Below are 20,777 nucleotides of genomic sequence, written 5' to 3'. Positions count from 1 at the left end.
GGCGGGAGATCGACGGACGTACGCGCTGGTCGATGTGGCCGGAGCCTGTTCCGGCGGCCCTCCGGTGAGCCTCGGGAACGGGGCGGCGCGTTCCCTTAGTAGTAGGCTTGACTTATATAAGTCGAGGGTGGCACAGTCGTCGCCGTGCACGCGTTCGATGTCCTCGGCGACCCGGTGCGGCGGCGCATCCTGGAGCTGCTCGCCGATGGTGAACAGACCTCCGGGGCGGTCACCGAGGCCATCCGGGCCGAGTTCGGGATCTCCCAGCCCGCCGTCTCGCAGCACCTGCGGGTGTTGCGGGACAGCGGGTTCGCCTCGGTGCGGGCCGAGGGCACCCGCCGGCTCTACGCGATCGAGGCCGCGCCGCTGCGCGAGGTCGACGCCTGGCTGGACCCGTTCCGTCGGTTCTGGACCCAGCGCCTCGACGCCCTCGCCACCGAGCTGGCCCGGGGCCGGCGGGCGCGCCGGGCCGCCGCCCGCCGGCCGACGAACCCGGCGGACCGCGACGGCCCGGCCGACGACGAACCATCCGTACCACCAGAGAAGGGCTGAGACATGAAGGACGTACTGGAGGAGCTGGCGGCCGCGCACCGCGAACTGGGTCGGGGCGACCTGCCGGCCGGTGAGGCGTACACGGTGGTGCTCCGCCGCCGCTACGACGCGGAGATCGAGGATGTCTGGGACGCCGTCACCAGCGCCGAGCGGCTGAGCCGCTGGTTCCTGCCGGTCAGCGGCGACCTGCGGCTGGGCGGGCGGTACCAGCTGCAGGGCAACGCGGGCGGCGAGATCCTCCAGTGCGAGCCGCCCCGGCTGCTGCGGGTGTCCTGGCTCTTCGGCCCGGACGCCCGGGACGGCACCAGCGAGGTCCGGGTGCGGCTGACCCCGGGTCCGGCCGGCGACACCGAGTTCGAGCTGGTCCACGCGGCGGTCGTCGACGAGGTCTTCTTCGGTACGTACGGGCCGGGCGCCACCGGCGTCGGCTGGGACCTGGGCCTGTTCAGCCTGGCCGTGCACCTGGCCGGCGGCGAACTCGGTGACCCGAGCGGCTTCGAGTCGTCACCCGAGGCCCGCGAGGCCAGCCGGCGCAGCGCCGCCGCCTGGGGCGAGGCGCACCTCGCCGCGGGCGGTGACCCGGCGCAGGTCGCCGCCGCGGTCGAGGCCACCACGAAGTTCTACGTCCCGGACCAGGGCTGACCCCCGTCGGTGCGGGCGCTGACGGCACCGCCGCCACGGTCCGGCCGCCCACCTTCGCGGAATCTCTGTACCGGTCAAGAAACTCTCTTGACCGGTACAGAGGGCCGGTCTACTGTATCGGTACAGAAGACAGCACCGGGACCGCCAGGAGGTCGTCATGGAAATGCCCGCCGCCTTCGTCACCGCCGTCAACGACGTCGATTTCGAGTTCAACAGCGCCCGACCGAACGCCCCGGTCGTCCCGTACGTGGCGAAGCCGCAGCGCACCCGGGTCGTCCGCGAGGCGCTCGCCCGGGGCCTGGTCCGTGCGGCCGACGTGGTCCGGCCGGCCCGACCCGCCGTTTGATAGCCTGCGATCAGCGGGTGCGGCGTCCGACCCCGCGTTCCCGGGGCCCACGCCGCACCGGGCCCAGACCATTCCGCCGTCGGCGACCGTTCCCCGGTCACCGGCGGCGGACGCGGATCCAACGGCTGGTGGTGACGTGGCACCACGGGTGACCCTCCAGACGATCGCCGACCGGGTCGGCGTCAGTCGGATGACGGTGTCGAACGCGTTCTCCAAGCCCGACCAGCTCTCCGCGGCGCTGCGCGAACGGATCCTCGCCGCCGCCCGGGAGGTCGGCTACGTCGGTCCCGACCCCGCCGCGCGGGCCCTGGCCAAGGGCACCACCGGTGCCGTAGGGATCGTGCTGACCTCCTCGCTCCGCTTCGCCTTCACCGACCTGGTCGCCACCAGTCTCCTCGGCGCGATCGCCGAGGAACTCGGCCCCACCGGGCTGGCGCTCACCCTGCTGACCTCGTCCGACGACGGCGCGGTCATCCCCGCCCGGGACGTCGCCATGGACGGCGCGCTGGTCTACTCGTGCGATCCGACGTCCACCGCCGTCGAGTACCTCACCCGTCGCCGGCTGCCCCTGGTCTACATCGACCAGGACCCGGTGGCGGGGATCCCCGCGGTCAACGTGGACGACCGGTCCGGCGCGCGCGCCGCCGCCCAGCACCTCCTCGACCTCGGACACCGGCGGATCGGGCTGCTGCTGTCCGGCCCGCACGGCAGCTACGGCCTGATCACGCCGGAGGACCTCACCGTCGACGGGCACGCCTCCCGGCAGCGCCTGCTCGGCTGGCGCGACGCGCTCGACGCGGCCGGCGTCACCCCGATGCTGGCCCGCCAGGCCGGTGCCACCCTGGAGCAGGCCCGGGACGGTGCCCGGCTGCTGCTGGACCGGCCGGACCGGCCCACCGCGATGCTGTGCTTCTCCGACGCGGTCGCCAACGGTGCCCGGCAGGCCGCCGAGGACCTCGGCATCCGGGTCCCCGACGAACTGTCGCTGGTCGGCTTCGACGACAACCCGCTGGCCGCGCAGATCCGCCCCGCCCTGACCACGGTCCGGCAGGACGTCCAGGCCAAGGGTCGGGTGGCGGCGGCTGCCCTGACCCGGGCCATCGCGGACAGTCGCGCCGGGCGGCCGGTCACCGCCGAGCACGTCCTGCTCCCCACCGAACTGGTCGTCCGGGACAGCACCGCCCCGCCGCCGGCCGCCTGACCCCGGGGCCCGGCGACGCCGGGGCGCCGACGGGTCGACGCGGCGGATCCGGGGCGCCAATGTATCCGTGATTATCGATTTACTGTTACCGTGTCGGTCCGGTGACCCCGGATGTCCACCGGGCTCGCGGCCGACGCTGCGGACGAGTGGGTCGAAGCAGGGAGGTCCGGTACATGCGCTTCCGGCAGATTCGCACCATGCTCCTGGCGGTCGTCCTCGCCACGATCGGCACGGTGGTCGGCGTGGGCGTGCCCGCCCAGGCGGCCACCACCACCGTCTGCGCCAACCTGGGCGTACCCGCCGGCTTCTACATCACCAACATCGAGCAGGCCCCGGCCGGCTGCGGGTACTTCGCCAAGTACACCGTCACCACCGACCTCTACGACGGCATGAGCATCTGCGCGCAGAGCCTGGTGCCGGCCGGCTGGGTGGTCACCCACGCGCAGAGCATGGCGAACTGCGCCAACGCCAACCGCAACACCATCACCAGCAGACTCTCCAACGGAATGGCGGTCTGCTCCACCGCGCCGCTGCCCACCGGCTGGGTGGCCACCAACGCGCAGGAGGTCCCGAGCTGCGGGGGCAAGAACCGGCTGCTCATCACCAGCAGCCTCTACAGCGGGATGTCCGTCTGCGTCGAATGGGGCATCCCGCCGGGCTGGTACCTCGCCTCCGCGCAGGCGTACCAGCCGAACTGCTGGTACACCACCCGGGGCACCATCAAGCCGGCCTGATCCGAAAGGACGTGGCCTCGGTGGCGGGGCGGGGATCAGTCGGGCACCGGCGTCCCCGCCCGGTCGTCGGCGGTGACGGTCGGCTCGTGCTCGACCGGGAAGTTCACCGAGCTGGCGATGAAGCAGCCCGCGTGCGCATCCCGGTGCAGGGCGGTGGCCTTCTCCACCATGGCGGCCGACGCGACCCGGACCACCGGCCGCAGCACCGCCGACGTGAACCGGCCGCCGGTGCCCTGCGTCGCCATGGTGCCCTGGGCCCGGTCGACGTACCCGGTGACCACCACCCCGTGCCGGGCACAGAGCGCCAGGTACGACAGCATGTGGCACTGGGCCAGCGCGGCGAGCAGCAACTGTTCCGGATTCCACCGGTCCGGGTCGCCACGGAACGTCGGGTCGGCGCTGCCGGCGAGCGGCGCCGGGCCGTCGGCGGTCACCGTGTGGTCCCGGCCGTACTCCCGGTAGCCGCTGGTGCCGGTGCCCCGGTCGCCGGTCCAGGTGACCACGGTCTCGTACGAGTGCAGACGCGTCATGCCGCGATCCTGCCCGCCCGGCCGGTCTCCAACCAGACCCGGAGCAGATCCCGGCGCAGCGCCGGGTCGGCGTGGTCCTCGTACGCGGTGCGGCTGTGCAGCACCACCCGGTTGTTCAGGAACTGCATGTCCCCGGGGCGCAGGTCCATGCCGAGCGTGAAGCGGGGATCCCCGGTGAGCCGGTCGAGGGCCGCCATGGCCGCCACCTGGTCCGGTCGCAGCGGCGGCACCTGCGGGCCACGCTGAGCCGACCGGATGTAGTCCGGTCCGTAGTGGGCGACCAGCCCGCCCGCCTCGTCACGCGCGTACACCGGCCGCTGGTGGAAGCTCTCCGGGCCGTCACCGGTACGGCGGTCGAACCACCAGGGCCGGTAGAGCACCTCGGCCAGGTCGGGCCGGGTACGGACGATCTCGTTGTGCACCGCGACCGCGCTGACGATGGTGCTGAGCCCACCCGAGCGGGCCGGCCGGACGCAGAGCAGCGCCACCACGTCGGTCGGGTCGGCGTGGAAGCCCAACCCCTGCCGGTGCTGGTAGCTGCGGGTCGTCGGGCGGGCCGGATCGGCGCCCTCGTCCCGTACGTGCAGCACGGGCACCCGGTCAGGTCCCTGCGGCACGGTCCGGCCGACGTGACCGGCGACGCCGAGCGCCAACAGTTCGGTCCGGCGTTCGGTCAGCCCGGCGACCGGTAGCCCGGTGACCAGTGCGAAGCCGCGCCCGTCGGCCACCTCGGCGGACAACCGACGCAACGCCGGGCCGAGCGTCGGCAGCGGGAAGACCTCGGCGGAGACGTCTCCCGGCGGCACACCGGCCGCGTCGAGGGCGTCCACCGCGGCGAGCAGTTCCATCCGGTGGACGTCGGTCAGCGGCAGCCGCCATCCGTCGTCGTGGACCAGTTCGTCGCCACGCCAGTCGGCCGGATGCCGTACCTCGGTGATGATCGCCATCGTCGCCGTACCTCCGGGTCCGGACCCGGCGGGGGTACCGGGCCCGGACCCATCATCGGCGTGCGGTTGGCCTGGACGCGGGCCCGGTCTGCCGAGGGCGTAACGGAACGTCTCCGGGCAGTGGTGGCCGGCCGTCGCGGGCGGGGGTGGGTCGCCCGCGACGGCCGGCCGGGTGGTGGTGTGGCGAGGGAAGCCGGGCGGGTCAGCCGCTGCCGGCCAGCAGGTCGGCGAGCCGTTCGGCCACGCCGGGGGCGTGCAGGTGGAGCCGGGCCACGTTGACGGTGTCCTGGCCGATCACGGCGAGCAGGGCCTGACTGTTCACGGCGTACACGCTCAGGTAGCCGTCGGCGTTGCGGACGGTGGACTGCCGGAACGCCCCCTGGCCGAGGCTGAGGCCGACCTGCCGGCCCAGGCCGAAGGTGCTCGCGGCGAGCGCGGCCAGGTCGTCGGGGCGCGACCCCTCCGGCATGGTGTGGGTGATGAGCAGGCCGTCCACCCCGCCCAGGACGCAGCCGGTCACGCCCGGGATCTGCAACCGCAGCTCGGCCAGGGCGGTGCCGATCGCCCGGTACGGCAACGAACGGTTCCCGGCCAGCGACGGCGGGAGACGCTCCAGCGGAGGCATGGCTCCGGTCTGCCGGGTACGCCGCGGCAGGATCATCTCGCTCGGGACACCGCCGCTCACAACTCCAGGGTCTCCTCTACGCCGCGCAGCTGGTGCCGGGCGAGCGCCAGGTTCGCCCGGTTCTTGCTGAGCATCAGGTAGAGGAAGAGGCCCTTGCCGTTGCGGCCGGTGAGCGGTCGGATCACGTGGTACTGCGTACCGAGCGTGATGAGCATGTCCTCGATCTCGTCGTTCAGGTTGAGCATCTCGATGGTGCGCATCTTGGCGCGCACCACGTCGGTGTTGCCGGCGGCGGCGACGGTCAGGTCCAGCTCGGCGGTGCCGCCGGCCACCCCGAGCGTCATGCCGCTGGTGTAGTCCACCAGCGCCACCCCGATCGTGCCCTCGATCTGCATCGCGTTCTTCAGCGCGATGTCCAGGTTCGCCACGAACATCTCCCCAGTCAGAGAAACAACCCTGCTCCGACACGGTGTGCGCGTAGGTCGTCACGATCTGGGCAACACCCGCGAAACATTGCGAAGAGGCTTGCACACCGCTGGCGGGCGCGCATTCAGGAAGCTGCCCAAGTGCCTGACCAGCGTCCGCAGATGACCGCTGATCAGCAAAAAAGTACCGTCCGGTGGATGGACCCCCCGCTGACCGGTCTGTTAGGTAAAGCGACGGTTGTCGACTCCCGTGACCTCGGCCCGTACCCCCGGTCGGGACGCCCGCCGACGGGGTTGGTCGTTTCGGCCCGCGCCCGCCGGAGCACGTCTACTGTGGATGGCATCGGCGGCTTTGCGTGATCCGGTGGCGGCCGGCCCCGACACGGTGCACAGTGATCCCATGAGCGACAGCGGACGTGGTGCGAACCACTACTGGTGCACCCGACACCACCGGGTCGAGTCGGAGGCCGACGTCTGTCCGGCCAAGTTCGTGCTCGGTCCCTATCCCTCAGCCGCCGACGCCGCCAACGCCCTGCAGACCGTGCAGGAGCGGAACGAGGCGTGGGAGGCCGAGGACGCCCGCTGGGCCGGGGAGGGCAGATAGGCGGCGCGGGACGGCCCGCGCCGAGGAACTCCGGGCTCCCCCGAGGAGTCCCGCGAGCGCATGTCCCCAAGGAGGGAAACGAGATGGCCGAAGCACGCCAGGCCACCACCCGCCCGGCCCCCGCCCGTACCGCCACGACCCGTGGCACCGCGAAGAAGACCGCGGCGGCGGAGCGGAACACGGGCACCAGCCGGACCAGCCCGGCCCGCAGGTCCACCGCACCGGCCGGTCGGAGCCCGGCCCGCACGGGCACGGCCGGCGGGGTGACGGCGACCAGGGCGACCACCGCCCGTCGGACCGGCGCGGTCGCCCGCCAGGCTCCGGCCACGGGCGCGTCCCGGGCCGGCACCACCACCGCCCGCACCAGCGGGACCGGTACGACGGCGGCGCGCCGAGCGGCGACCGGGACGGCGAAGGCGGCCCCCGCCGCCCGGAAGGCCACCGCAGCCGGGACCCGCACCACGACGGCCCCGGCGAAGAAGGCCACGACAGCGAAGAAGACGACCGCGACGAAGACCACCGCGGCGAAGAAGACCGCTGCGGCGAAGAGGACCGTGGCGGCGAAGGCCGGCACGGCCCGGAAGGCGACGACGGGGACGGCGGGCCGGGCCGCCGCCGGTGCCACCCGGACGGCGACCGCCGCGAAGCGGACCGCGACAGCCGGCACCCGCACGGCGACCGCCGCGAAGCGGACGACGGCGGCCGGCACGGCGAAGCGGGCCCCGGCCCGGAAGACCGGCACGGCCGCGAAGCGGACCACGGCGGCGGAGCGGACCACGGCCACCACGCCGAGGAGCACCGTCACCACCCGCCGGGCCACCACGACGAAGACGGCTCCGGCGACCGCCCGGGGCACGACCGCGAAGAAGACGGCGACCACCACGGGGAAGTCGGCGACGGCCAAGCGGGCCACGGCCGCGAAGAAGACCACGACCGCGAAGAAGGCGGCACCGACGAAGCGGGCCGCCGCCCGGAAGGCGACCACCGCCCGGAAGTCGACCGCGGCCAAGCCGGCCCCGGCCGCCCGGAAGACCGCCTCGACCCGGCCGGCGACCGCCAGGTCCGCCGGCACGTCGACGTCGGCGCGGGCCGGCGGTGCCCGGCGGGAGACCCGGACCAGCGCGTCGACCGCCACCACCAAACGGACCACCGCGGCCCGCAAGACCGCCGGCCGGAAGGTGGCCGCCGGCCGGTCGACGGTCACCCCACCGGCCGTCCGGAGCCGCGCGGCCACCGGCACGAAACCGGGGGTACGGGACTGAGTCCGCACCCGGTCCGGTCAGGTCGACGCCTGCCGCGCCCCGGAACCCGGATGCTCTGCTGACGCCGGCCCGGTCCGGGAATGCGGGTGCTCCGCCGGTGCCGACCGAGTCCGGGAACCCGGGTGCTCCGCCGAGGTCAGCCGGGTCCGGGGAGCCGGAGCGGGCCGCCGACGCCCCCGGCCACCCGGCAGCGGGCGGAACGGGCGGGGCGCTGCCAAGATTGACCGCGTGGTCATCCGACGCGTACTGGCACCCCGCATCGACTTCGGCGCGCTCCGCACGGAGCTGGGCCTGCCCGACCGGTTCCCGCCCGACGCGCAGCGGGAGGCGGACGAGGCGGCGGTGACCCCGCTGCCGGCGTTCGCCGACCGTACCGACGTCCCGCTGGTCACCCTCGACCCGGCCACCTCCCGCGACCTGGACCAGGCGATGTGCCTGACCCGGCGCGCGGGAGGTGGCTACCGGGTGCGGTACGCCATCGCCGACGTCGCCACCCACGTCCGTCCCGGCGGTGCGCTGGAGGCGGAGACCTGGCGGCGCGGGCAGACCGTCTACCTGCCCGACGGCAACGTGCCGCTGCACCCGGAGACGCTCAGCGAGGGCGCGGCCAGCCTGCTGCCCGACGTCGACCGGGCGGCCGTGCTCTGGACCATCGACCTGGACGCCGACGCGGCCACCGTCGGCGTCCACCTCGAACGGGCCGTGGTGCGCAGCCGCGCCAAGCTCGACTACGTCGGCGTGCAGGCCGACGCGGACGCCGGCCGGCTCGCCGAGCCGATCGCGCTGCTGCCCGAACTGGGCGCCCTGCTGGCCGCGCGCGGGCTGCGTCGGGGCGCGGTCAACCTGCCACTGCCCGAGCAGGACGTCGAACCCGACGGCGACGGCTGGCGGCTGGTGCTGCGCGGCCCGGTGCCGATGGAGGACCACAACGCGCAGATCTCCCTGCTGACCGGCATGGCGGCGGCCGACCTGATGCTGGCCGGACGGGTCGGTCTGCTGCGCACCATGCCCGCCCCGAAGCCGGAGGCGGTGGCCCGGCTCCGCGCCGCCGCCGCCCCGCTGGGCGTCGACTGGCCGGACGGCACGGGCGTCGGCGAGGTGATCGCCCGGCTCGACCCGGCCCAGCCCCGGGCGGCGGCGTTCGTCGACGCCGCCGCCGAGCTGATGCGCGGGGCCGCGTACACCGCCTTCGACGGCGAGGTGCCGGCCGAACCCGGCCACGGCGGGGTGGCCGCCGCGTACGCGCACGTCACCGCGCCGCTGCGGCGGCTCGCCGACCGGTACGCCACCGAGGTCTGCCTCGCCCTGCACGAGGACCGGCCGGTGCCGGAGTGGGCCCGCGCGGCGCTGCCGAGGCTGCCGGAGACGATGGCGGGCACCGACCGTACCGCCGGGGCGGCCACCCGGGGCGCCATCGAGCTGGCCGAGGCGGTGCTGCTGGAGCACCGGGTGGGGGAGACGTTCGAGGCCGCGGTGGTCGACGTGGACCCGCCGCCGACCCGTCCCGGACGCGAACCCGCCGGCACCGTCGCGTTGGACGAGCCACCGGTACGGGCCCGCTGCACCGGCGAGCTGCCGCTGGGCGAGCGGGTCCGGGTCCGGCTGGTCACCGCCGACCCGGCCACCCGGAAGGTCGCCTTCACCCGCGCCTGACCTGCACCTGCCGCAGCGGCCAGCGGATTTGCGAGGATGCTTCCATGGGATATGACGCGAGCGCACTGCCCGACGTGTCCGGGCTGACCATCGGCATCATCGGGGGCACCGGCGACCAGGGACGGGGGCTCGCCTACCGGTTCGCGCGGGCCGGACACACCGTACTGATCGGGTCCCGGTCCGCCGAACGGGCCGACGAGGCGGCCCGGGAGATCGCCGCCCTGCCCGGCGTGGCGGCCGGGGCCACGGTCACCGGTACCGGCAACGAGGAAGCGGCCCGGGGCAGCGACGTGGTGGTCGTCGCGGTGCCGTGGGCCGGACACGCCGCCACCGTCGCCGCGCTGGCCGAACCCCTCGCCGGCAAGATCGTCGTGGACTGCGTGAACCCGCTCGGTTTCGACAAGCAGGGCCCGTACGCGCTGCCGGTCGAGGAGGGCAGCGCCGTCCAGCAGGCCGCCGCGCTGCTGCCCGACTCCCGGGTGTGCGCCGCGTTCAACCACGTCAGCGCGCCGCTGCTGGCCGACCCGGAGATCGACCGGATCGACCTGGACGTGCTGATCTGCACCGAGGACCGCGAGGTCGCCGGGGTGGTCGCCGCGCTGGCCGCCCGGATCCCCGGCATGCGCGGCATCTACGCCGGCCGGCTGCGCAACGCCCACCAGATCGAGGCGTTCACCGCGAACCTGATCGCCATCAACAAGCGGTACAAGGCACACGCCGGCATCCGGGTCACCGACCTCTGACCGTCGCCGGCAGGCGCCACGGTCCCGTTGGCCAGGTCACCCGGGTCGCCGTGCCACTCCAGCAGGTCGACCCCGGTCACCGACCAGGCCGACCAGGCCGGCCAGTCCGGGCAGCGGCTCCGCCCGCCAGCCGATCGGGACGTCGTCCAGGCCCGGCCACCGGACGCCACGGGACGGGTCGACGGTGTTCCAGGAGACGGCCACCTCGTCGCACTTCCAGTGGTTGACCTCGACCTGCTCACCGGCGAAGTCCAGCAGCACCGGACAGTCGGACCACCAGGAGTCGTCGGTCAGGTCCCAGGCCAGCCAGACCCGGGTCAACGGCCGGCCGGTCAGCCCGGCCAGCCGTGCCCCGTGGGTTCCGGCGAGGGCGGTCCGGCCGGTCAGCCCCCGGGCCCGGTAGCCCGGGATCCCGAAGTCACCCACCCGATGGGTGTGGCCCGCCACGGCCGGCGGCGCGACCCCGGGCCGCGCCGCCCGGCGTACCGGTCAGAAGGTGTGTTCGGCGGCCGGGAACTCCCCGGCGCGGACCTCGTCGGCGAACCGGCGGGTCGCGTCGGTCAGCACCCCGGCCAGGTCGGCGTAGCGCTTGACGAACCGGGGGGCCTTCCCGGTCCGCAGGCCGGACATGTCCTGCCAGACCAGCACCTGCGCGTCGGTGTCCGGGCCGGCCCCGATGCCCACGGTCGGGATGGTCAGCTCACCGGTGACCCGCTTGGCGACCTCGCCGGGCACCATCTCCAGCACCACCGCGAACGCGCCCGCCTCGGCCACCGCCCGCGCGTCGGCGAGGACGTCCTCGGCGGCACCGCCGCGCCCCTGCACCCGGTACCCGCCGATGGTGTGCTCGGACTGCGGGGTGAACCCGATGTGCGCCATCACCGGGATGCCCGCGTCGGTGATGGCCCGGATCTGGGCGGCGCAGCGCCGGCCGCCCTCCAGCTTCACCGCGTGGCAGCCGCCCTCCTTCATGAACCGCACCGCCGTACGCAGCGCCTGGGTCGGCCCCTCCTCGTACGAGCCGAACGGCAGGTCGCCGACGACCAGCGCGTGCCGGGTGGCCCGGACCACCGCCCGGACCAGCGGCAGCAGCTCGTCGACGGTGATCGGCAGGGTGGTCTCGTGCCCGAAGACGTTGTTCGCCGCCGAGTCGCCGACCAGCAGCACCGGGATGCCCGCCTGGTCGAAGATCCCCGCGGTGTACTGGTCGTACGCGGTCAGCATCGGCCACCGCTCGCCGCGCTCCTTGGCGGCCAGCAGGTCCCGGGCCCGGACCCGGCGGGTGGCCGGACCACCGTAGAGCGCGGTCACCTCGGTCTGGGCTGTGGTCTCCCCGGTGGCGCGGCCACCGGTGGGCACGCTGCCGCTCGCTGCATCGGACATGTCCGCTCCTTCCACCTCGAGGCCGCCCACGCGGTCCCCGGGTCACCTGCGATCGTCCCACCGCCGTGGGTCGAGCGGGCAGGGCGCAGTGCAGGATGTCACAGCCCGTGGGCGCGGTGGGTCAGGAGTCCTCCCGCCACCGGTTGGTGATCGGCAGCCGCCGATCCCGGCCGAACGCCTTCATGGAGATCTTCGTGCCCGGGGCGGACTGCCGGCGCTTGTACTCGGCGGTGTCCACCATCCGCAGGACCCGGTCCACGACCGCCGCGTCGTGGCCCGCCTCGACCAGACCGTCCCGCCCCAGGTCACCGTCGACGTAGCCGATCAGCACCGGGTCGAGCACCGCGTAGTCGGGCAGCGTGTCGCTGTCGAGCTGCCCCGGGCTCAGCTCCGCGCTGGGCGGCTTGCCGATCGAGTTCTCCGGGATCGGCGGCGTCTCGCCCCGCCGGGCCGCGTCGGCGTTGCGCCACCGCGCCAGCCGCCAGACCAGCGTCTTCCACACGTCCTTGATCGGGTTGTAGCCGCCCACCGAGTCGCCGTAGAGGGTGGAGTAGCCGACCGCCAGTTCGCTCTTGTTGCCGGTGGTGAGGACCAGGTGCCCCTCCTGGTTCGACAACGCCATCAGGATCACGCCCCGGACCCGGGCCTGGAGGTTCTCCACGGTCACCCCGGACAGCGACATGTTCGCCAGGAAGGTGTCCACCATCGGCTGGATCGGCTCGATCCGGTAGTCCAGGCCGGTCCGCTTGGCCAGGTCGGCGGCGTCCTCCCGGGAGTGCTCGGAGGAGTGCTGGCTGGGCAGGGAGACGCCGACGACCCGCTGCGGGCCGAGCGCGTCGACCGCGATCGCCGCCACCACCGCCGAGTCGATGCCACCGGACAGCCCCAGCACCACCGACGGGAACCGGTTCTTGTCGACGTAGTCGCGCAGCCCCAGCACCAGCGCCTGCCACACCTCGGCCTCGTCGGCGACCGGCTCGATGATCCCGCCGGACGCCGGCGCGCCGTCCGGAGCCGGCCCGGTGCCGCTGACCCGGGTCCGGGTGACCCGCATGCCGTCGGCCAGGTCACCGGACCCCGGCCCGTGCTCCGGCGCGGCCGGCAGGTCCAGGTCGTGCAGCAGCAGGTGCTCGACGAACTGCGGGGCGCGGGCGAGCAGCGTGCCGTCGGCGGCCACCACCATCGAGTCACCCTCGAAGACCAGCTCGTCCTGGCCGCCGATCATGTTCACGTACGCGATGGCCGCCCCGGCCTCGACGGCCCGCCGGCTGACCAGCGGGCTCCGGATGTCGTCCTTGTTCAGCTCGTACGGCGAGCCGTTGATGTTGACCACCAGGCCCACCCCGGCCTGCCGGGCCACCGCGAACGGGCCACCGGCCTGCCAGAGGTCCTCGCAGATGGTCAGCGCCACGTCCACCCCGCCGATCCGCACCACGGTCAGCGTGTCACCGGGCACGAAGTAGCGGTCCTCGTCGAAGACCCCGTAGTTGGGCAGGTGGTGCTTGAAGTAGCGGGCCGCCACCGTCCCGCCGTGCAGCACCGCGGCGGCGTTGCGGGCCCCGCGCCCCGGCTCGGCGTCCGCGCTGACCTGCGGCGGCCCGTCGGCGTCCAGGTAGCCGACCACCACCGGCAGGTCACCGAGGCCGTCGGCGGCCAGGTCGGCGGCGAGCCGCTCCAGGGCGGCCCGCGACGCGGCCACGAAGGACCGCCGGAAGACCAGGTCCTCGACCGGGTAGCCGGTCAGCACCATCTCCGGGAAGGCGACGAGCTGGGCCCCGGCGTCGGCCGCCTGCCGGGTCCAGCGGCGGACCAGCTCGGCGTTGCCGGCGAGGTCGCCGACCGTCGGGTTGACCTGGGCGAGAGCGAGGCGCAGGGTGGGCATGTCCTCATCTTGCCGCAGTCGGCGCGGGCGGGCGCGGCGGGCGGCGTACCGGCTGGCCCGCGCCGGCCCGGTTCCGGGCGCGCCGGTTCCGGTCGGTCGGTCGGTTCCGGGCGCGCCGGTTGCGGTCGGCCGGTTCCGGTCGGTTTCGGTCCCCGGTGGGCGGGGTGGGCACCGGCTGCGCGACACTGCGGGAGGAGCCGGTGCTACCAGGGGACCGACAGTGGGACACCTGGGCGGGCCGGGTCACCGGTCGCGTAACGTCTGCGTAACGAGGCCGGGGAACACTGGTCGGTCAGGCCGGGTCGGTGTCAATCCGACGACCGGCGGAGATGGTGCGAGGGGTGGCAGTGGACCGTCAGCAGGAGTTCGTCCTCCGTACGCTGGAAGAGCGGGACATCCGTTTCGTCCGGCTGTGGTTCACCGACGTGCTCGGCACGCTCAAGAGCGTGTCGGTGGCCCCGGCCGAGCTGGAGGCCGCCTTCGAGGAGGGCATCGGGTTCGACGGCTCGGCGATCGAGGGCTTCGCCCGGGTCTTCGAGTCCGACATGGTGGCCATGCCCGACCCGACCACCTTCCAGGTCTTCCCGTTCGAGGGTGGGGTCAGCGGCGAGAGCGCCCGGATGTTCTGCGACATCCTGCTCCCCGACGGCACCCCGTCCTGGGCCGATCCGCGGCACGTGCTGCGCCGGATGCTGTCCCGGGCCGCCGACAAGGGCTTCACCTTCTACACCCACCCGGAGATCGAGTTCTTCCTGCTGGAGAACGGCCCGCAGGACGGCTCGGTGCCCGTCCCGGTCGACACCGGCGGGTACTTCGAGCACACCACCCACGCGGTCGCCCGGGACTTCCGCCGGCAGGCGGTGCTGTCGCTGGAGCGGATCGGCATCTCGGTGGAGTTCAGCCACCACGAGGTCGCCCCCGGCCAGCAGGAGATCGACCTGCGGTACGCGGACGCGCTGACCACCGCCGACAACATCATGACCTTCCGGCACGTGGTCAAGGAGGTCGCGCTCTCCACCGGCGTGCAGGCCAGCTTCATGCCGAAGCCGTTCACCGACCAGCCGGGCAGCGGCATGCACACCCACCTGTCGCTGTTCGAGGGGGAGCGCAACGCGTTCCACGACTCCGACGACCCGATGAAGCTGTCCAAGGTCGCCAAGTCGTTCATCGCCGGGCTGCTCGTGCACGCCCGCGAGTACACCGCGGTCACCAACCAGTGGGTCAACTCGTACAAGCGGCTCTTCCCGCAGGCGCTGCCGGACCGGATCACCGAGAGCCCGGCGTACGTCTGCTGGGGTCACCTGAACCGTTCCGCCCTGGTCCGCGTCCCGGCGTACGGCAAGCCGAACTCGGCCCGGGTGGAGGTCCGCTCGCTGGACTCGGCGACCAACCCGTACCTCGCCTTCGCGGTGATGCTCGGGGCGGGCCTGAAGGGCATCGAGGAGGGCTACGAGCTGCCCCCGGGCGCCGAGGACGACGTCTGGGCGCTGTCCAACGCCGAGCGCAAGGCGATGGGGTACGAAGCCCTGCCGGAGAACCTGGCCGAGGCGATCGACGTGATGGCCGGCTCGGAGCTGGTCGCCGAGGTGCTCGGCGAGCACGTCTTCGACTTCTTCCTGCGCAACAAGCGCGCCGAGTGGGAGCAGTACCGCCGCGAGGTCACCCCGTACGAGCGGCAGCGGTACCTCTCCCTGTAGGTCCGGTTGCGGCCGGCGGCTATCGTCTCGACCACGCTGCCGGCGTCCCCTGACCGGCACAGCCTGTGTGGGAGGTAGTCGGTGCTGGAGGACCTGTTCGCCGGAGCATGGCAGAGCGTCGTGTTCGGGATCGTCGGGGTCGGGTTGATGGCGGCCGGTTTCGTGCTGGTCGACCTGCTGACACCGGGCCGGCTGCGTGACCTGATCTGGGTACGCCGCAACGGCAACGCGGCGCTGCTGCTGGCCGCCAACCAGCTCGGCATCGCCGGGATCGTGTTCACCGCGATCTTCACCAGCTACGACGACTTCGGCAAGGGACTCGCCTCGACGGTGGTCTTCGGGCTGGTCGGCCTGTTGATCATGGGCTTGGCGTTCCTTGTGCTCGACCTGCTCACCCCGGGCAAGCTCGGCGAGATCATCTGCGCCGACGAGCCGCACCCGGCCGGCAAGGTCAGCGCCGCCACCCACTTCGGGGCCGCGCTGATCGTCTGCGCCTGCATCGCCTGACCCCGGCCCGGCCTGCGCCGCTCTGCCCCGGCCCGCCGGTCCGGCACCGCGCCGGTCCGGCACCGCGCCGCGCCGCGCGCCGGCAAGTCTTGGACAGTTACCGTCGTGTGTGGACGGTAACTGTCCAAGATTGCGCGTGGGGGTGATCGGGCGTGGGGGACGTGGTCAGCTACGCGGACGCGGTACGGCTGCTCGGCGGCGAACGCAGCCGGTACGTCGAGGCGTTCGACAAGCTTGCCGGCTGGGCGCTGGTCGCCGGCTCGGTGCCGGTACCGGCGCTGCTCGGCCTCTTCGACGCCAAGGCCGAGTTCGTCCGGCTCGGCCGGGACCTGCTGCGCCAGCTCACCGAGCAGCGGTCCGGCCTGTCCCGGTACGGCCGCACCCAACGGTTGGAGGCGGCCCAAGCGGTCATCGCGGTGACCGCCTTCTTCGAAGTGCTCGCCGAGGCCGACCTGCCGTTCGCCCTCGCCGACCTGGAGATCGGCCGGAACGAGCAACTCGCCCTGGCCGGCGGCGGGGCCGCCCCGCTGCGGACGGCCGTCGAGCAGATGTTCCGGCTGCCCGCCCGGACACCCGGCGCGCACCTGCCCTACCCCCGGCTCCGCGCATCGCTGGCCGACTACTACCGGGAAATCGGGTCGAGACTGGCCAGGCACGTGACCGGCCTCGCGGCCTGGGAACGGCTGCCCGGCACGGCCCAGCAGGCGTTCCGCGACCTCGTGGGCAACCTGCCGAGCACGGCGGTCGAGCGGCATCGGGACCTGCTCACCGCGCTCGCCGTGGACTTCCCCGAGGTGGCCTACTGGTCCGGCCTGCACGAGCATGAGGCCACCCGGGACGAGGTACGCCACCTCGCCGCCGGCCTCAGTGACCTGCACCGGATCCTCGCCGACCTGTCCACCGGGCGAGGACCGGACCGGCAGCGGGCCGCCCTGGCCCGGGCGCACGCGATAAAGCTCGACCGGCCGATCGTCGAGTCGGCCGAGGCCCCGGACGGGCTGCTCGTCCCCCTGCTCGGCGAGGCGTACGTACCGTCCCGGTGCCGGGTGGCGGTCCTCGGACAGGGTGCCCGGCCCAGCGACGAACAGTGGTGGGCCGACCAGGAGGTCCGGGACGACCTGGCGGACCTGCTGGCCGGCCTTCTGACCGCGCCGACGGCCACCCGGGCCCCGCTGCTGGTGCTCGGCCAGCCCGGCTCGGGTAAGTCGGTGCTGACCCGGGTGCTCGCCGCCCAGCTCCCCGCCGCTGACTTCCTGGTGGTCCGGGTGCCGCTGCGTGAGGTGAGCGTCGAGGCGGACCTCCAGGACCAGATCGAGCAGGCGGTTCGCCACGACACCGGGGAACGGCTGGACTGGCCGGCGCTGGTCCGCGCCGCCGGGGACGCGCTGCCGGTGGTGCTCCTCGACGGCTTCGACGAGTTGCTCCAGGCCACCGGCGTCACCCAGACCGACTACCTGCAACGGGTCGCCCGGTTCCAGCGTCGTGAGGCCGAGCAGGACCGGCCGGTGGCGGTGCTGGTCACCAGCCGGACCAGCGTCGCCGACCGGGCCACCCCGCCGCCGGAGACGGTCGCGCTGCGGCTGGAACCGTTCGACGAGCCCCGGATACGCCGCTGGGTGGCGACCTGGAACCGAGCCAACACCGGGCCGTTCAGCCGGCCCGGCGTACCCCCGCTGGATCCGGACGCGGTGCTCGCCCACCCGGAGTTGGCCGAGCAGCCACTGCTGCTGCTGATGCTGGCGCTCTACGCCGCCGCCGGCCACGACCTGCGCGCCGCCGGGGAACTGGGCCGCAGCGAGCTGTACGAGCGACTGCTGCTCAGCTTCGCCCAGCGCGAGGTGACGAAGCACCGGCCGGGGATCGATGGACGGGAGCGGACCCGGGCCACCGAGTACGAACTGCGTCGGCTCGCGGTGGTGGCGTTCGGCATGTTCAACCGTGGTGTCCAGTGGATCACGGAGGACGATCTGGAGGCGGACCTGGCCGGGCTGACCTTCCTGGCCGACGAGACGGCGGTGACTCGTGGCAGTGCGGACATCCGGCGGGATCCCCTGCGTTCGGCCGAGATCGTGCTCGGGCGGTTCTTCTTCGTGTACCGGTCCCAGGCGACCCGCGACGACCGGCGGTTGGCCACGTACGAATTCCTGCACGCCACGTTCGGCGAGTACCTGATCGCCCGGACCACCGCCCTGGTCCTACGTGACCTGACCGCCGTGGCCACCGCCAGCAGCCTGTTGCCGGATGTCAACGACGACCCGCTGACCGCGCTGCTGTCGTTCGCCACGCTGACCGATCGCGCCCCGATCGTCACCTTCCTCACCGAGATGTGTCGGTCGTGGGCGAACGACCGCCGGGCGGACGCCACCGACCTGCTGCTCCGGCTGTTCCGGACGGTGCACGACCCACGGCCGCCCCGGCGCTTCGAGGCGTACGCCCCCCGGGCGCTGTCGGTGCCGGCCCGGCACGCCGTGTACAGCGCGAACCTGCTCGTGCTGCTGCTCTGCGCGGCCGGCGAGATTCGGGGCCGGGACCTTTACCCGGACGCCGAGGACCCGCGGCAGCCCTGGCGGGGACAAACCCTGCTCTGGCAGTCGCAGCTCGCCGCCGAGTACCAGGGACTGATCAACGCGGTCGCCCTCGACCGGGTGGACGACCACACCGGCCGCGATGTCCGCCTCCATCTCGCCACCCCCGAGTGGCAGCCGCCGGCGGCGGTCGACCTACGGTGGACGTACGGTACCCGGAGCGTGGCGCGGGTGGATTGGGGATTCTCGACCCTCCGCCGGTCGGCGAACTTCGAGTGTTGGGAAAGGGGACAGGACCTGCTCCTGCACGCGCTGGAGCCAGTTGCGGTCCTGTCGCCCCTTGGGTTCATCAGTGTGGGAAGGGCGGGCTGGCGTTCCGAACTGCACGTCCTGCTCGGCATGTGGATCGGCCCGTTGGCCGGAGAGACGGTTGCCAGGCGCTATCTGTCCGTGCTGGAGAGCGCGATGTCCGACTCGGTGACCATCCGGAGGCGGACCCAGTTGGTCACCCTGCTGCTCGACCGGCTCACCACGGACTCGGTGATCCGTCCGCTGAGCGCCGCGTTGGTCCTCGGCGAGCTTGGCCAGCTGAAGCACTGGGACATGGTGAGCGCTTGCGCTTTCCTCCGCTGCTGCCTCGCCTTCCTGGGCAGGGATCCGCAGGTGGACACCACCTTCGCCAACCTGCTCGACGCACACTCCATGCGGGTGCCGGTGGACACCAACCCACAGTTCGAACTTCTGCTGGCCGAGGCGCATGTCCGGCTCACCGAGCTGGACAGCGCCCGGTACCGGTACCGGGCCTCGGAGATCGCCCGACTCACCGCGTGGCTCGGCACGGCCCGCCCCGACATGGTGGAGCGGTTGCGGCGACTGGCGGTACCGGACGACGAGTTGGCCGATCGTCGGCCATGGCGGCGGATACCGCCGTCCGCCCCACGTTGACATCGGGGCGGACGGCGGCGCGGTGCGCGTGACCGTCGGGTCAGCGGCCGGGGCGACCGCCCCAGTGGCCGCCGCCGGGGAAGACCCCGGCCTCGACCGCCGCGGTGATCGCGTCGGCCTGCTCCTGGGTGAGCTTGCCGTCCTCGACGGCCTGGGCCAGCCGCTCCTTCAGCGCGGCCTGCCGGTCGGTGGCGTCGCCGCCGCGCCAGTCGCCCCGCTCCGGCCGGTCGCCCTTGTGCTGCTCACGGACCTTCTCCAGGGCGGCGGTCACCTTCTCGGTGGGGACGCCCAGTTCCTTGGCGAGTTCCTCGGCGAACGCCTGCTTCCGCTCGGTGCCCCTGTCCTCGCTGCTGCTGGCGCTGGGGCTGGGCGTGGGGTCGTTGTTCTCGGCGAAGGCGACCGCCGGCGCGGCGACCCCCAGGCCGAGTACGCCGGCTGCCACGAGCCCGGCGATCAGATGCTTCCTGGCCATGGTTCCTCCTGCTTCTCGGTGTGCGGGTGGCCTCGACCGAAGGTGGCCGGAGAATCTGGAGGCTACCCATGGTGAGCCTGTCATTCCGCTGGGAATCGCAGTGCCGAACCGGACAACTAGCCGAAAAGCCGACAGAGATGGTCGGGTCGGTCGGCGGTCGGGGGCCAGAGGGTCGGGTCGGCCGACGGCCGGGGGCCGGGGGGTCGGGTCAGCGGACGGCGGGGGCGACGGTCAGGGTGCCGGTGTCCGCGTCCAGGGTGGCGGGGGTGCCGACCGGGACGGTGAGCTGGCCCGGTCCGTGGCCGACCGGCAGGCCGCCCAGCACCGGTACGCCCAGGTCACCGAGGCGGTCCAGCAGCACGTCGACGACCGTGGTGTCCCAGCCGTCGGCGCAGTCGGTGAACTGACCGACGGCCACCCCGGCCACGCCGTCGAGCAGCCCGGCCCGGCGTAACTGGGTGAGCATCCGGTCGACCTTGTACGGGGGTTCCTGCACGTCCTCGACCAGCAGGACCGCCCCGGTCAGGTCGGGCTGGTCCGGGGTGCCGACGGAAGCGGCGAGCAGGCAGAGGTTCCCGCCGAGCAGCGTCCCGGTGGCCCGCCCGGGTACCCGTACCGGGAAGGTCTCCTCGGTCTCGTCGGCGATCACGGTGACCGGTTCGGTGGTCATCAGCGCGGCGTGCAGCGACTCCGCCGACCGCAGCGGGGTGCGGTCGTCCCGCCAGGCCGCGCCCGGCCCGTGTACCCCGGCCAGCCGGGCACCCCGCCACAGCGCCAGCTGGAGAGCGGTGATGTCGGAGAACCCGGCCACCACCTTCGGGTCCCGGCGGACGGCGGCCAGGTCGATCGCGTCCACGATCCGCTGCGCGCCGTACCCGCCCCGGGTGCAGATGATCCCGCGTACCCCGGGGTCGGCGAACGCGGTGTTCAGGTCGGCGGCCCGCAGCTCGTCCGCGCCGGCCAGGTAGCCGTGCCGGGCGTACGCGTTGGGGGCCGGCACCGGGCGCAGCCCCCACCCGGTGAGCAGATCGACGCCCCGGGCCACCCGTTCCGGCCGGGTCGGCCCGGACGGCGAGACCAGCATGACCGTGTCACCCGGGCG

At 73.5% G+C, this 20,777-nt stretch carries 21 protein-coding genes; 12 read left to right on the top strand and 9 right to left on the bottom strand.

Going from position 1 to position 20,777, the window contains the following annotated elements:
- Positions 1–144 precede the first annotated feature (144 nt).
- The 5 genes from PVK37_RS29360 to PVK37_RS29340 all read left to right on the top strand — a co-directional run bounded on the left by PVK37_RS29360 (position 145) and on the right by PVK37_RS29340 (position 3,475).
- On the top strand, positions 145–552 hold the full coding sequence (locus tag PVK37_RS29360; protein ID WP_275031057.1) for an ArsR/SmtB family transcription factor: 408 nt from the start codon (positions 145–147) through the stop codon (positions 550–552).
- A 3-nt stretch (positions 553–555) separates the two neighbouring features.
- A complete protein-coding gene (locus PVK37_RS29355; protein ID WP_275031056.1) occupies positions 556–1,194 on the top strand; it encodes an SRPBCC family protein in 639 nt (212 codons plus the stop codon).
- 157 nt (positions 1,195–1,351) lie between these two features.
- On the top strand, positions 1,352–1,540 hold the full coding sequence (locus tag PVK37_RS29350) for a hypothetical protein (RefSeq protein ID WP_275031055.1): 189 nt from the start codon (positions 1,352–1,354) through the stop codon (positions 1,538–1,540).
- 136 nt (positions 1,541–1,676) lie between these two features.
- Positions 1,677–2,741, top strand: a complete 1,065-nt coding sequence (locus PVK37_RS29345) for a LacI family DNA-binding transcriptional regulator (RefSeq protein ID WP_275031054.1) — start codon at positions 1,677–1,679, stop codon at positions 2,739–2,741.
- Positions 2,742–2,938: 197 nt separating this feature from the next.
- Entirely contained in the window at positions 2,939–3,475 is a 537-nt protein-coding gene (locus tag PVK37_RS29340) for a hypothetical protein (protein ID WP_275031053.1), read from the top strand.
- Positions 3,476–3,510: 35 nt separating this feature from the next.
- Here the strand turns inward: PVK37_RS29340 and PVK37_RS29335 are convergent, their stop codons facing one another.
- From PVK37_RS29335 to PVK37_RS29320, 4 genes are all read right to left on the bottom strand, one after another.
- The gene (locus PVK37_RS29335) at positions 3,511–4,005 is read right to left on the bottom strand and encodes an OsmC family protein (RefSeq protein WP_275031052.1); all 495 of its coding nucleotides are present in this window, start codon (positions 4,003–4,005) and stop codon (positions 3,511–3,513) included.
- Complete coding sequence (locus PVK37_RS29330; protein ID WP_275031051.1) at positions 4,002–4,952, bottom strand: TauD/TfdA family dioxygenase; 951 nt, start codon at positions 4,950–4,952, stop codon at positions 4,002–4,004. Before PVK37_RS29330 ends, PVK37_RS29335 begins: the two co-directional genes overlap by 4 nt.
- 202 nt (positions 4,953–5,154) lie before the next feature.
- Positions 5,155–5,637: a roadblock/LC7 domain-containing protein gene (locus tag PVK37_RS29325; RefSeq protein ID WP_275031050.1), complete on the bottom strand. Its 483-nt coding sequence runs from the start codon at positions 5,635–5,637 to the stop codon at positions 5,155–5,157.
- Positions 5,634–6,011: a hypothetical protein gene (locus PVK37_RS29320; protein ID WP_423790968.1), complete on the bottom strand. Its 378-nt coding sequence runs from the start codon at positions 6,009–6,011 to the stop codon at positions 5,634–5,636. The genes PVK37_RS29325 and PVK37_RS29320 overlap by 4 nt, the downstream gene beginning before the upstream one ends.
- Before the next feature lie 391 nt (positions 6,012–6,402).
- Between PVK37_RS29320 and PVK37_RS29315 the strand changes: the two genes are divergently transcribed.
- The 4 genes from PVK37_RS29315 (at position 6,403) to npdG (ending at position 10,264) form a co-directional block, all read left to right on the top strand.
- The gene (locus PVK37_RS29315) at positions 6,403–6,606 is read left to right on the top strand and encodes a hypothetical protein (RefSeq protein ID WP_275031048.1); all 204 of its coding nucleotides are present in this window, start codon (positions 6,403–6,405) and stop codon (positions 6,604–6,606) included.
- Between the two features lie 83 nt (positions 6,607–6,689).
- Positions 6,690–7,868, top strand: a complete 1,179-nt coding sequence (locus PVK37_RS29310; protein ID WP_275031047.1) for a hypothetical protein — start codon at positions 6,690–6,692, stop codon at positions 7,866–7,868.
- Positions 7,869–8,096: 228 nt separating this feature from the next.
- Positions 8,097–9,521 carry an RNB domain-containing ribonuclease gene (locus PVK37_RS29305; RefSeq protein ID WP_275031046.1) on the top strand — a complete coding sequence of 475 codons (1,425 nt, stop codon included), beginning with the start codon at positions 8,097–8,099 and terminating at the stop codon, positions 9,519–9,521.
- A 44-nt stretch (positions 9,522–9,565) separates the two neighbouring features.
- A complete protein-coding gene (npdG, locus tag PVK37_RS29300; RefSeq protein ID WP_275031045.1) occupies positions 9,566–10,264 on the top strand; it encodes an NADPH-dependent F420 reductase in 699 nt (232 codons plus the stop codon).
- Between the two features lie 36 nt (positions 10,265–10,300).
- On the opposite strand, the gene PVK37_RS29295 is transcribed toward npdG, so the two are convergent.
- The 3 genes from PVK37_RS29295 to PVK37_RS29285 all read right to left on the bottom strand — a co-directional run bounded on the left by PVK37_RS29295 (position 10,301) and on the right by PVK37_RS29285 (position 13,529).
- A complete protein-coding gene (locus PVK37_RS29295; RefSeq protein WP_275031044.1) occupies positions 10,301–10,690 on the bottom strand; it encodes a hypothetical protein in 390 nt (129 codons plus the stop codon).
- 63 nt (positions 10,691–10,753) lie between these two features.
- On the bottom strand, positions 10,754–11,647 hold the full coding sequence (gene panB, locus PVK37_RS29290; protein ID WP_275031043.1) for a 3-methyl-2-oxobutanoate hydroxymethyltransferase: 894 nt from the start codon (positions 11,645–11,647) through the stop codon (positions 10,754–10,756).
- Positions 11,648–11,768: 121 nt separating this feature from the next.
- Positions 11,769–13,529, bottom strand: coding sequence for an NAD+ synthase (locus tag PVK37_RS29285; RefSeq protein ID WP_275031042.1), 1,761 nt, complete (start codon positions 13,527–13,529; stop codon positions 11,769–11,771).
- Positions 13,530–13,876: 347 nt separating this feature from the next.
- Here PVK37_RS29285 and glnA point away from each other — a divergent pair, with 347 nt between their 5' ends.
- The 3 genes from glnA to PVK37_RS29270 all read left to right on the top strand — a co-directional run bounded on the left by glnA (position 13,877) and on the right by PVK37_RS29270 (position 19,203).
- Positions 13,877–15,226 (top strand): type I glutamate--ammonia ligase, encoded by a 1,350-nt coding sequence (gene glnA / locus PVK37_RS29280; RefSeq protein ID WP_275035275.1) that lies wholly within the window; start codon positions 13,877–13,879, stop codon positions 15,224–15,226.
- A gap of 81 nt (positions 15,227–15,307) precedes the next feature.
- A complete protein-coding gene (locus PVK37_RS29275; protein ID WP_275031041.1) occupies positions 15,308–15,733 on the top strand; it encodes a DUF350 domain-containing protein in 426 nt (141 codons plus the stop codon).
- Between the two features lie 152 nt (positions 15,734–15,885).
- Positions 15,886–19,203 carry an NACHT domain-containing protein gene (locus PVK37_RS29270; RefSeq protein WP_275031040.1) on the top strand — a complete coding sequence of 1,106 codons (3,318 nt, stop codon included), beginning with the start codon at positions 15,886–15,888 and terminating at the stop codon, positions 19,201–19,203.
- 40 nt (positions 19,204–19,243) lie between these two features.
- Here the strand turns inward: PVK37_RS29270 and PVK37_RS29265 are convergent, their stop codons facing one another.
- Positions 19,244–19,675, bottom strand: coding sequence for a hypothetical protein (locus PVK37_RS29265; protein ID WP_275031039.1), 432 nt, complete (start codon positions 19,673–19,675; stop codon positions 19,244–19,246).
- A 208-nt stretch (positions 19,676–19,883) separates the two neighbouring features.
- Complete coding sequence (locus PVK37_RS29260; RefSeq protein WP_275035274.1) at positions 19,884–20,759, bottom strand: S66 peptidase family protein; 876 nt, start codon at positions 20,757–20,759, stop codon at positions 19,884–19,886.
- Between the last annotated feature and the right edge of the window lie 18 nt (positions 20,760–20,777).

Origin of the sequence: Micromonospora cathayae (genome assembly GCF_028993575.1) — a bacterium.
GTDB classification, from domain to species: Bacteria; Actinomycetota; Actinomycetes; order Mycobacteriales; family Micromonosporaceae; genus Micromonospora; species Micromonospora cathayae.
This window is presented reverse-complemented; position numbering and strand designations above follow the sequence as displayed.

Bases quoted from the DNA above. Each gene is read 5' to 3' on its own strand.
- PVK37_RS29340 (WP_275031053.1), top strand. From the start codon at position 2,939: ATGCTCCTGGCGGTCGTCCTCGCCACGATCGGCACGGTGGTCGGCGTG.
- npdG (WP_275031045.1), top strand. From the start codon at position 9,566: ATGGGATATGACGCGAGCGCACTGCCCGACGTGTCCGGGCTGACCATC.
- PVK37_RS29260 (WP_275035274.1), bottom strand. From the start codon at position 20,759: ATGCTGGTCTCGCCGTCCGGGCCGACCCGGCCGGAACGGGTGGCCCGG.
- PVK37_RS29335 (WP_275031052.1), bottom strand. From the start codon at position 4,005: ATGACGCGTCTGCACTCGTACGAGACCGTGGTCACCTGGACCGGCGAC.
- PVK37_RS29330 (WP_275031051.1), bottom strand. From the start codon at position 4,952: ATGGCGATCATCACCGAGGTACGGCATCCGGCCGACTGGCGTGGCGAC.
- PVK37_RS29265 (WP_275031039.1), bottom strand. From the start codon at position 19,675: ATGGCCAGGAAGCATCTGATCGCCGGGCTCGTGGCAGCCGGCGTACTC.
- PVK37_RS29355 (WP_275031056.1), top strand. From the start codon at position 556: ATGAAGGACGTACTGGAGGAGCTGGCGGCCGCGCACCGCGAACTGGGT.
- PVK37_RS29310 (WP_275031047.1), top strand. From the start codon at position 6,690: ATGGCCGAAGCACGCCAGGCCACCACCCGCCCGGCCCCCGCCCGTACC.
- PVK37_RS29285 (WP_275031042.1), bottom strand. From the start codon at position 13,529: ATGCCCACCCTGCGCCTCGCTCTCGCCCAGGTCAACCCGACGGTCGGC.
- panB (WP_275031043.1), bottom strand. From the start codon at position 11,647: ATGTCCGATGCAGCGAGCGGCAGCGTGCCCACCGGTGGCCGCGCCACC.
- PVK37_RS29350 (WP_275031055.1), top strand. From the start codon at position 1,352: ATGGAAATGCCCGCCGCCTTCGTCACCGCCGTCAACGACGTCGATTTC.
- PVK37_RS29320 (WP_423790968.1), bottom strand. From the start codon at position 6,011: ATGTTCGTGGCGAACCTGGACATCGCGCTGAAGAACGCGATGCAGATC.
- PVK37_RS29315 (WP_275031048.1), top strand. From the start codon at position 6,403: ATGAGCGACAGCGGACGTGGTGCGAACCACTACTGGTGCACCCGACAC.